Genomic DNA, 10,574 nt, shown 5'->3' with positions numbered 1-10,574 from the left:
CCCAGGAACCGCGTCGCCACCAGCATGACCGCCGTATGGAAGATGGCCACCGCCACGGCGTAATCGGTCACCGTGTCGGCGATGAAGATGGCCGCCACGGCGAAAATCAACGCGGCCAGCACGACGGCGTAGTTCGATCTGATCCGTGCGCCGGTCGCCAAGCCTGCAATCTCCGTTCTGACGCCCAGCTTAGGTCAAGGCGCCGGTCTTGTCGCCCGTCCGTCAGGCCTCGGCGATGCGCCAGCGGGCGGCGGTGATGCGGGGTTCCAGGCTGAGGTGGCCGACGATCTGTTCGACCAGACGGTCCTGACGGTTCTCGGCGTGGATGGCGGCGCGGACCTCGACATTGGTGGAGCCTTCCAGATCGGCGCTGACCAGTTCGCGGATGTGCAGCGTCTCGCCCAGCCTGCCCAGAAGCAAGGCGCGAACATGGGCCTCTGCGTCGCTGCGGCAGACCACACTGACGGCGTAGCAGCTTTCCAGTTCGGTATGGCTGACCGGCTGGCGATCCAGCAGGCGCACCAGCGGCCGCAGCAGGGCGTTGACCGCGATGATGAAGGCCGTGGCGACGGCGGCGTGGAAGAAGAAGCCCGCCCCGCACATGGCCCCCACCGCCGCCGAGCACCACAGGGTCGCCGCCGTGTTCAGGCCACGCACATTCAGCCCCTCCTTGAAGATGATGCCGCCGCCCAGAAAGCCGATGCCGGAAACGATCTGGGCCGCCACACGGGTCGGGCTGGCGTCGCCGTCGAATTGGGCCGAGAACTGCACGAAGGTTGCGGCGCCCAGGGCGACCAGCGTGTTGGTCCGCAGGCCCGCCAGCCGCTGACGCCACTGGCGTTCGAACCCGATCAGTCCGCCCAGCAGGAAGGCGCCGCCCAGCGCCAGCACCGCCTGCCCCAGGGTGTTGAAATCGTGCATGTCCCGTCCTTTCGTCTCAGTTCCAGCGGGGACCGGCGCCCCGGAAGGTCAGCCCCAGCGTCAGCGTCGTCTCACGGCCCCCGTCCGGCAGGCCGACCAGCAGATCGACGTCCACCGGCCCCCGGTGCGGCGTCCAGCGCAGCCCGGCCTGAACGCCTAGCGGGTCTGCGTGACGTTGATACGTCTCCGCCATCAGCAGCAGGTCGGGGCGCAGGTCGTATTCGATCTGGGCGCCATAGAAGGCGGCGTTGCGGCGCTCGGCTGACGGGTTGTGGTCCCAGGCCAGGTTGGCGTTGAAACGGGCGCGATCGCTGATCCTGATCGTGACAGGCAGGGTGACGGCGGCGCCCTCCAGCGCGCCGGTGCGGAGGCTGTAGTGGGCGGCGGCGCCGACGGCCCAGTCGATGCGCGCGCCCTCGGTTCCAAGGTTCAGCTTCAACGCCGGTCCGACGGTCGTGTCCCAGCGGCCGTCTTGGCGCTCCCCGATCATGTCGCCGCCGATCTCCAGACGCGGCAGGGCCTCGAAGGTGCAGGCGGGCGAGGCGTTGACCAGTCGGCTGTTGCGGCTCCAGGTCGTCCAGCTTTCGACATGGCACCTGGCGTCTCGACCCCGGCGTCGTCGATGACGTGCGGCCCGGCTCCGGCGTTGGCCCTCGGCACGCCGATCAGGAAGAAGGCGCCCAGCAGCGCCAGATAGACGCTGAGGACGATCAGCCGACGCCAAACGAGGCGCAGGATGGACAGGGAGGCGTAGCGGGTGAAGACCGCATTTCGAACGCGGGCAGGACGGGTGAAGGAGGGGAGGATGCAGGACATGAGAAACGCTTTCGGCAGGGCGACGGCAGGCAGCCGTCATCGGGCCGAAACCGCGCTCAGTCGGTGTCGGCCGGGTTCAACGGGGCGGCCTTTCGACCGCCCCAACTGGATGGGTCGTCCATCGGGTCTGGCTCTGGGTTCAGCGGGGTAGGATCAGTCTGGACAGGGCCAGACGGTTGAGGCGACGGGCTGCACGAAGCAAGGCCGCCGTCTCTGCGGCGTTGAGGACATTGGCCCGTGTCAGGAGCAGGGTGATCCTGAGCAACAGGCGGGCGGCGACCGCAGCGGGCCAGCCGATGCGGCGGGACAGGTCCAGCCGGTCAATCACCCCTTGCAGCAGCGAGGGTGTGACGATGGCGGGCAGGGCGAAGGGGCGGTGATGGGCAAGATCACGCATGGGCGCATCTCCTGTCGGTGAAAGGGGGCGGTCGGGGGCGAACCCTGCCGACCGCCCGTTGGTCAGCTCAGATCAGAACCGTAGGTCAGAACCATTGGCCGAAGCGGCGCACATAGAGGGTCTTCACGCCCTGCGTCAGGACGCAGTAGGCCAGCAGGGTTCCGACCAGCCATGGGAAATAGGCCAGCGGCAGAGGCGTCAGTCCGACCATCGCCCCGACCGGTGAGAAGGGCAGGTAGATGCCCAGCGCACAGACCAGAGCCGTCGCCAGCAGCACCGGCAGGGCCGCCGTGCTTTGAACGAAGGGGATCTTCTGGGTGCGCAGCATGTGCACCACCAGCGTCTGCGACAGCAGGCCCTCGACGAACCAGCCCGACTGGAACAGCGACTGCATCTGCACCGAGTTGGCCGCGAACACGAACCACATGACCGCAAAGGTCGTGATGTCGAAGATCGACGACGTCGGCCCCATCCAAACCATGAAGCGGCCGATGTTCTTGGCGTCCCACTTGCGGGGCTTGGTCAGGAAGGCCTTGTCCATCTTGTCCCACGGCAGGGCCAGTTGGGAGAAATCGTACATCAGGTTCTGGATCAGCAGATGGATCGCCAGCATCGGCAGGAAGGGAATGAAGGCGCTGGCCACCAGAACCGAGAAGACGTTCCCGAAGTTCGAGCTGGCCGTCATGTTCAGGTATTTGATGATGTTGCCGAAGGTCTCGCGCCCCTTGATGACGCCTTCCTCCAGAACCATCAGGCTCTTCTCCAGCAGGATGATGTCGGCGGATTCCTTGGCGATGTCGGTGCCGCTGTCGACCGAGATGCCGACGTCGGCGTCGCGCAGGGCCGGGGCGTCGTTGATCCCGTCGCCCAGGAAGCCGACCGTGTGACCATTGGCCTGCAGGCTTTTCAGCACGCGCGACTTTTGCAGCGGCGTCAGCTTGGCGAAGACGGTGCGCTCCTCGACCATGCGGGCCAGGGTTGCGTCGTCCATCGCCTCGATGTCGCGGCCCAGAACCGGCTCTCCCGGCTCCAGCCCCACCTCGCAGATCTTGGCGGTGACCACCTCGTTGTCGCCGGTCAGCACCTTCACCGTCACCCCGTGCTCGGCCAGGGCGGCGATGGCGGGGCGGGCGGTTTCCTTGGGCGGGTCGAGGAAGGTCAGGAAGCCTTCGATGACCAGATCGGCCTCGTCCTCGACCACATAGCGGATGCGGGCCTGATCGGCGGGCACGGCGCGGGTGGCCACGACCAGCACGCGGAAGCCGTCGGCGTTATAGCCGCGCGCCATCTGCTGCAGGCGTTGGCGCTCGGCGTCGTCCAGCGGGCGGGTCGCCTGACCGTCGCGCACGGCGGTGGAGATGGCCAGCATCTCCTCGACCGCGCCCTTGCAGATCAGCACCTGACCGCCCTGATCGTTCTCGACCACGATGGACAGGCGACGGCGCACGAAGTCGAAGGGCAGTTCATCGATCTTGCGATAGGCGGCGGCGGAAGTCAGGGCGTCCGGCCGACGGTCGGCGAAGTCCACGACCGCGCGGTCCATCAGGTTCTTGACCCCGCTCTGATGACGGCTGTTCAGCCAGGCCAGCTGCAGCACCCGGTCATCGGCTGCGCCCGACAGGTCGAAGTGATGGGCCAGAATGATCCGGTCCTGCGTCAGGGTGCCGGTCTTGTCCGTGCACAGAACATCCATGGCGCCGAAGTTCTGGATGGCGTTCAGGCGCTTCACCACCACCTTGCGGCGCGACATCGCCATGGCGCCCTTGGCCAGGTTGGACGACACGATCATCGGCAGCATTTCCGGCGTCAGCCCGACCGCGACAGCCAGGGCGAACAGGAAGGCGTTCATCCAGTCGCCCTTGGTGAAGCCGTTCACCAGCAGGACGATGGGAACCATCACCAGCATGAAACGGATCAGCAGCCAGCTGACGCTGTTCACGCCCCGGTCGAACGCCGTCTCGGCGCGCGACCCGACGATGGCCTTGGCCAGTGATCCGAAATAGGTGCGCGGGCCGGTGGCCACGACCAGAGCCGTCGCCGTGCCGCTGACGACATTGGTGCCCATGAAACAGGCGTTGGGGTGGTCCAGCGGATCGCTGTCGGCGTCGACGGCCGCGTCGGCGGACTTGGCCGAGACGGCGCCCAGGGTGTCATATTTCTCGACCGGAATGGCCTCGCCGGTGAGGGCGGCCTGGCTGATGAACAGGTCGCGGGAATCGAGCAGGCGCACGTCCGCCGGCACCATGTCGCCCGCCGACAGATAGACCACGTCGCCGACGACGATCTGGGCCATCGGGATTTCGCGCAGTTCGCCGGTGCTTCCGGCTTCGGCGCGGCGCATGACGGTGGCGGAGTTGCCGACCATCGCCTTCAGCGCCTCGGCCGCCTTGGCCGAGCGGAACTCCTGCCAGAAACGCAGCACAGCGCTGAGGGCCACCATCACCAGGATGATGACCACCCCGATATAGTCCGGCGCCTCGCCCGCCCGCATCGGCAGGATGATGTCGGTGACGCTGCTGATGGCGGCCAGGGCCAGCAGCACGCCGATGAAGGGGTTCTTGAAGGCCAGCACAAACTGCACCAGCGCCGACAGACGGCGCTCGCGCGCCACCACGTTCGGCCCGTCTTGCATCAGACGACGCGCGGCATCCTCATTGGTCAGGCCGTCGGACGAAATGGGCATGACGGCGACGTCGGACTGAAGCCAGGCAGGGGGCAGCCTGTTCCGGTCGACGGGGCGGGACTTCTGGCCTGCGGGCTTGACGGTGATGTTCATGGCTTGGGTCTCCTGCTGTCGTGACGACAGGCAGCGCGAACCCGCCGCACGCCGCGAGGCGCACAGAGGATCCGGGCCGTGCATCACGCACGGCCGGGGTAGGGAAAGGATCAGGGTCGGTCAGGCCCGCACGGGGGCACTGGCGTCCGCTAGGGCGCGCGTTCTCGCGGCGGATGCAACAGGGCCGAATGCGGCGGCCTGCGCAGGATGCGGATCGGGCGGTTCATGGTCAGAACCCACCCTCAATGCTGCGCGCCTGATAGGCGGCCAGCACCATCCCTGCCCGGACGAACCATGGGCGGGCCAGAGGGATTTTTGGTGTGCTGCGCGGACGCGCACGCACGTCGGCGGAACGCTTATGAGCGAATGCGGCTGGCCGCCGCACATGGATTGCGAGGTTCATGTCTCTACTCCTTGACGGCCGCACAGCCATCAAGACGAGACCGATCCCTCAGCCTCGTCTCAAACCCTGTGCGTGGCCATCTGTCGACTACTGTCGCTTGGCATTTCGGGTTTCCTGTTCACGTCCAGCCGATGATCACCGACTGAACAGCTTCTATCTAGCAAATCCGGGCGTTTAAGCCATGCCGCACAGGTTTACGGCGGCGTCTCTTTGGGATGTGCTGTTTATACCAAGGTATAAGCAACGCTATCGCATTGTCATCGGGGTTCGTGGAGGCAAGAAAAAAGGCCGCCAGGTGAAACTGGCGACCTCTGATCCTATGATTGTTCGGTGCCTCAGAACCTAAAGCTGGCTCGCAGAAGCAGCGAGTAGCGGACGTAGTCTTCCAGCAATTCCGCATCGCCGGTCAGTGACAGCATGCCGAGTTCGTTGCCGAAGTTGACACGGAAGCCCAGGATCAGGCCGCCGCCTTCGATGGCGTCGGGATTTAGGGTGAAGGACTGGCCGCCGCTGGCGAAGCGCGCGATGGTTTCACCGGCATCGACCGAGATGTTCTGGCGGTAACCGATGCGCAGTTCAGGGCGCAGCCAGCCGTTCTGGCCGAAGCCATAGCCGATGTTCATCGCCGCCACGGCCGAGAAGATGTGGCTGTCGCGCGAGTCGATATCGAGGTCGAAGCCGTCGCCGCCGCCCTGTTCGCTGCGGGCGTTTTCCGAGAGGCGGAAATATTCGGCATAGACTTCGGGGCGCACGTTCAAGCGGCCGAAGTTGCGCTCATACGAGGCGCCGCCAGCCGCCGCCGCGGTCCAGCCATGCCAATCGGACTTGTTGTTCAGATACAGACCTTCCGCGACCAGTGAACGCTTGGCGTTGAAGCTGGCGTAACCGCCTGCCGCACGGGCCCAGGTCGTCCAGTACTGGCCCTGAGCGCGCCAGTAGAGGCCCAGCTCCAGAAGATTGGCGGACAGGACTTCTTCCGCCTTGGATTCCGGTTCCTTGATGTCCGAAGACGTGAAGGCGGCGGACAGGCCGAAGGCGCCGAGGTTTGTGCCCTTTTCTACGCCGCCCGCGATGCCGAAACCTTCGGAGCGGAAGCCGTAGGAGTCCGTCTTGTCCTTGTCTGCGTAGAAGTTGATTTCCTGAACCCATGCGCTCGTTTCGCCTGGTGCCGCGGTGGCGTTGCGGCCGGTTAGGGCGCGGGTCACGGCATCCACACCTGCGGACAGTGACATCAACGGACCGCCCGAATGATCAGGCAGCATCTGTTGGTAGACGTCCATGAAAGAGTCACGGCTGGTACGCGAGAGGAAAAGGTTTTTCAGCGCCTCATTCGACCCAAGTGCGCCATAGACAGCGTCGAAAGCCGAGGCTTCCACCGGGATCAGATCGGCCTCTGCGGCAGTGCGGCGACGGGCGTCAACGTACAGCTTGCCGCCTGCCACATCGATGTCAGGGGTTACGACATAAAGATAAGGCGAGTTGGCAGTGAGCTGATCTTTATTAATGTTGCCGACATTGAGAGTGCCAGCTTCAATGATCGCAAATTTTGTCGGTCCTGCGAGTAGAGAGTTGAAGCGGACGCCGAGCTGAGCGCCATCTGCAAACGTCGCATTTCCACTGACCTTGAATCCACCTGTCTGGTTTGCGGCAGGATCCAGCATGACAACCAGGGTGCCGTCTGCACCGACGTTCAGGTTGGAGATCGAAGAAGCAGTCTTCTGCGTCGCGTTCAGCGTGCCCTTGGCAATGTTGATGTCGAGTTGGCCGTCGCTGGCCGTAACTGCGCCGGATACTGTCGCCCCGCCCAAGATGTTCAGACGATCCGCGCCCGCGCCAAAGGCGATGTCGCCGACGACTGTGCCGTTTTCGATACTCACCAGATCATCGCCATCGCCTAGTTTGATGTCACCAATAATCGAGGCGAATTTTTTGTCTTCTTCCTTGGTGTCTGCCGGTTGGTCAGGCGCGACCTGACGGAGGGTTACGCCAGTCGTGTTGGCGGACAGATCAATGGCCGTTGCGTGACGATTGCCAGCTGTGGAGTTATCCGCGTCTGTAACAAACCCAACGACAAGGCTTCCTTTGTTCGTGAACTCGTTCAGGGAGCCGGACAGGTCGCGAACCCCGTACACCGTGCCTTTGTCGCCATTAATAGCGGAACTGATCGCGCCGGTGTTAGTGAAGGACGGCAGGTTGGCGCCCACACCGATCTGGACAGCAGTAGCAGTATGGTCGCCAGAACCGACGATACCTGCCTGAATGGTGTTTGTGTTGACCAGCGTGGGAGTCGTAACGCCAGACCCTATCCAGATGGTCGTCGCATCAGCGTCCTTTGCGGAGGCCGTGATCGTTCCCTCGTTTCTGACGCCGCCATTCACGGTGACAGATTGGCCACTTGTCGTGCCCAATTGTAGGGCGCGGGCGTTGACGCCAGTATAGATGCCGCTGCCGGTTACCGTGCCACGGTTGACGAAACCATAGGCGTCATTGCCAGTACCCGCGACGCCAAGCGTGATCGCTTGAGTTTCTGAACCGATCTGGATCGCCGGTGCGCTGCCGAAGGATGCAATCGATGGAGCAGTTTGCCCTGCGACAGGCTCGCCCTTGTCGTCGTAATCAACGGTCAGAAGGACGCCCTTGGCGACATTGGCGGCGATAGTTAAGGCCGCGCCGCCTTGCAACAAGTCATTGGGATCGAGGTCTTCGAGGTAGATATTCTTGTCGTCTGATGTCCAGCCTGTAGGGCGAGCGGGAGGAGGCGTGGTGAAGCGATAGCCAGTTGTTGCAATAGCTGATCGGACTTTCACGCCACCGCTGATGTCGCCCTCAAAAGAAGCGCCCCGGGCATTAAGTCCAGTGCCAGTGATGCCACCAGCGAGGAGGACATTGCCGTCAATAGCACCGGTCGCTCTTAACGCATAAGTATTGTCGCCGACAACTCCTAGTACGCCCAGCATCGACAGATTGCCATTCAGTGCCGATTCGATCGACATGGCGTAGCTATTGTTGCCTTCGACCTTGATCGCTCCGCCGGTGCCGACCTCGACATTTCCAATGAAGGCGCCTGGTCCGGTGACGCGGACGCCGTAGCGATCCGTTCCCGTGGCGAAGGGTTTGTGCAACTCGCTGGTTTCCAGCGTGTCGGTGATGTTGATGGCGCCGTCCAGCTTGATGCCGCCCGTGCGTCCGCCTTGAGCCAGGATGGCGGTCGCGCCGTCATCGGACTTGAGCATCGAGATCGAACCGCCCGCATCGACGGTGACCGTATTGTTCGAATCCAGAGTGACGGCCGCGCCGCTGGTCAGGTTGATGCTGCCGCCGCTGGCGATTCGGACGTTGTCGGCTGCAGTGCCGGTGGCGTTCGATGTGCGGATCGGCGTGGTGCGCTCCGACGAGATGACAATCTCGGCCTGAGCGCCAGCAGCAGCCAACAGGGGGGCGATCGCTACGGCGGTCGCAAGCAGAATACGCATTCGAAAGAAAACCCCTGGTGGTCACACGATCACAAGATGGGCGACCCTTTAGCAGGGTATGCGCCAGCCTTCCTCAAGTTTATCGAATTTGAGGCGAATGCAAGGCCATAGGATTTTCCTTGAGGGCCGACATGGCGTCGATTGCTGTGTTCAGCTGCCTTTTGCGCCTATGTTCTTGCGTTGGGATCGGACGGATTTCTTGTTGCTCCTATTGAGCTTTACAACGGGCGGGTTTACGGGCGGCGAAATGGTCAAGCGCATATCCGCGCCACGCATCCAAACGACGCCCCCGGCGTTCGGCAGGCCCGACCAGGCGAGACGATTTTCATGAGCATGACCGACCTTGAAGTTCAGGAAAGCGAGCTGCGGCTTATTCCTGGGCTGGATATCGAGGTTGCGGAGACGCTCAGGGCGTTGAAGATCGCTTCTCATGATGATCGCCCGCGGCTGGTGGACACCACCATGCTGTTCGCGCCGCGCTCAGGGGGTGTGAAGCGTTACCTCCTGTCGAAGAAGGCCTGGCTGGCGGAAAACCGTCCGGGCGTTGCTCATTCCCTGATTGTTCCTGGCGCACGCCATCGGGCGGCGGCTGACGGCATTGTACGGCTGCGGGCAACCAAGCTGCCGTTCGGCGACGGTTACCGCTGGCCCAGTTCGGTCAGGCGCTGGAGCGCCTGGGTCGCTGCAAGTAGGCCGTCGGTCATCGAGGCGGGCGATCCCTATACAGCAGGGCAGGGCGCACTGGAGGCGGGGCAGCGGGTCGGGTGTCCGGTCGTCGGCTTCTGCCATTCGGATCCCGCTGGTTTGGCCGCTCTGCATTTCGGCGAATGGGCCAAGAAGCCGGTCCAAAAGCGTTGGGCCAAACTGTTCTCTCAATTCGACCGCGTCGTGTCCCCTAGCCGTTTTATTGCACGACGGCTGGAGGAGGCGGGCGTAGGCAATATCGTCATTCGTCCGCTGGGCGTTGAAATCGACACCTTCCGGCCCGAACGCCGGGATCGCCAATGGTTGCTGGACGAGCTGGGCCTGGGCGCCGACGCGCGCCTGCTGTGCTTTGCCGGACGGCCCGCCAAGGAGAAGAACGTCGATGTCCTGATCGAGGCGGTCCAGAAGCTGGGTGCGCCCTATCATCTGGTGCTGGTCGGCGCTGGTTCGGGAATGCCGGCCGAGGATCGCGTGATCTCAATGCCCTACGAGACGGACCCGAAAGCCGTCGCCAAGATCATCGCCAGCTGTGACGCCTTCGTGCACGCCAATGATAAAGAGCCGTTTGGCCTGATCGTGCTGGAGGCCATGGCCTGTGGCCGTCCGGTCGTTGGCGTCAACGCGGGCGGTGTTGCAGAAACGGTCGATGAATCGGTCGGGCAACTGGCGGCGCGGGCTGAGGCTGACGACTATGCCCAGGCCATTGAAGCCCTGTTCGAACGCGATATCGAGGCCATCGGCCGGGCGGCGCGTGAGAAGGCCGTCAGCCAGTTCGCGTGGAACCGCGTGTTTGAAGACCTATGCATGGTCTATGGCGACCTGACGGGCGACGCCGCCTTCGTAAGGTCTGGTGAGGCCCGCGCCGCCCACTGAGGCGGCGTTTGGTCTAATCCGTCGCCAAGGGCGTGCGCGACAGCGCCAAGGCCTGTCGATTCGATATGATTCTTGATGTGCACGGTGTGCGAAAACACGTTGCGACGACCGCAGGGCGGGGCGCGCCACTTCTTTATCTTGTTGAACTGAAAAGAAGTGGCGCGAGTGACGGGGCTCGAACCCGCGACCTCCGGCGTGACAGGCCGGCAC

8 protein-coding genes are annotated in these 10,574 nt (G+C 63.8%); 1 reads left to right on the top strand and 7 read right to left on the bottom strand.

The features are described from left to right. Positions 1-222: 222 nt before the first annotated feature. The 7 genes from QZ281_RS15580 to QZ281_RS15550 form a co-directional block, all read right to left on the bottom strand. Positions 223-921, bottom strand: coding sequence for an MgtC/SapB family protein (locus QZ281_RS15580; RefSeq protein WP_292229922.1), 699 nt, complete (start codon positions 919-921; stop codon positions 223-225). A 16-nt stretch (positions 922-937) separates the two neighbouring features. Next, positions 938-1,411, bottom strand: a complete 474-nt coding sequence (locus tag QZ281_RS15575; RefSeq protein ID WP_292229919.1) for a hypothetical protein — start codon at positions 1,409-1,411, stop codon at positions 938-940. After that, entirely contained in the window at positions 1,408-1,737 is a 330-nt protein-coding gene (locus tag QZ281_RS15570) for a hypothetical protein (protein WP_292229917.1), read from the bottom strand. Before QZ281_RS15570 ends, QZ281_RS15575 begins: the two co-directional genes overlap by 4 nt. Positions 1,738-1,876: 139 nt before the next feature. Further along, the gene (locus tag QZ281_RS15565) at positions 1,877-2,134 is read right to left on the bottom strand and encodes a hypothetical protein (RefSeq protein ID WP_292229915.1); all 258 of its coding nucleotides are present in this window, start codon (positions 2,132-2,134) and stop codon (positions 1,877-1,879) included. 85 nt (positions 2,135-2,219) lie between these two features. After that, a complete protein-coding gene (mgtA, locus tag QZ281_RS15560) occupies positions 2,220-4,910 on the bottom strand; it encodes a magnesium-translocating P-type ATPase (RefSeq protein WP_292229912.1) in 2,691 nt (896 codons plus the stop codon). Positions 4,911-5,139: 229 nt separating this feature from the next. Continuing rightward, entirely contained in the window at positions 5,140-5,313 is a 174-nt protein-coding gene (locus QZ281_RS15555; RefSeq protein WP_292229910.1) for a hypothetical protein, read from the bottom strand. A gap of 335 nt (positions 5,314-5,648) precedes the next feature. Further along, complete coding sequence (locus QZ281_RS15550) at positions 5,649-8,786, bottom strand: autotransporter domain-containing protein (protein ID WP_292229908.1); 3,138 nt, start codon at positions 8,784-8,786, stop codon at positions 5,649-5,651. Positions 8,787-9,113: 327 nt separating this feature from the next. On the opposite strand from QZ281_RS15550, the gene QZ281_RS15545 reads away from it, so the two are divergent. After that, positions 9,114-10,364: a glycosyltransferase gene (locus QZ281_RS15545; RefSeq protein WP_292229906.1), complete on the top strand. Its 1,251-nt coding sequence runs from the start codon at positions 9,114-9,116 to the stop codon at positions 10,362-10,364. The last annotated feature ends 210 nt before the right edge of the window (positions 10,365-10,574 follow it).

The sequence above is a fragment of the Brevundimonas sp. genome, assembly GCF_018608325.1.
Taxonomy (GTDB): domain Bacteria; phylum Pseudomonadota; class Alphaproteobacteria; order Caulobacterales; family Caulobacteraceae; genus Brevundimonas.
This window is presented reverse-complemented; position numbering and strand designations above follow the sequence as displayed.

Excerpts from the sequence above, each read along its gene's own strand:
- QZ281_RS15580 (WP_292229922.1), bottom strand. The coding sequence starts at position 921 with ATGCACGATTTCAACACCCTGGGGCAGGCGGTGCTGGCGCTGGGCGGC.
- QZ281_RS15575 (WP_292229919.1), bottom strand. The coding sequence starts at position 1,411 with ATGATCGGGGAGCGCCAAGACGGCCGCTGGGACACGACCGTCGGACCG.
- QZ281_RS15570 (WP_292229917.1), bottom strand. The coding sequence starts at position 1,737 with ATGTCCTGCATCCTCCCCTCCTTCACCCGTCCTGCCCGCGTTCGAAAT.
- QZ281_RS15565 (WP_292229915.1), bottom strand. The coding sequence starts at position 2,134 with ATGCGTGATCTTGCCCATCACCGCCCCTTCGCCCTGCCCGCCATCGTC.
- mgtA (WP_292229912.1), bottom strand. The coding sequence starts at position 4,910 with ATGAACATCACCGTCAAGCCCGCAGGCCAGAAGTCCCGCCCCGTCGAC.
- QZ281_RS15555 (WP_292229910.1), bottom strand. The coding sequence starts at position 5,313 with ATGAACCTCGCAATCCATGTGCGGCGGCCAGCCGCATTCGCTCATAAG.
- QZ281_RS15550 (WP_292229908.1), bottom strand. The coding sequence starts at position 8,786 with ATGCGTATTCTGCTTGCGACCGCCGTAGCGATCGCCCCCCTGTTGGCT.
- QZ281_RS15545 (WP_292229906.1), top strand. The coding sequence starts at position 9,114 with ATGAGCATGACCGACCTTGAAGTTCAGGAAAGCGAGCTGCGGCTTATT.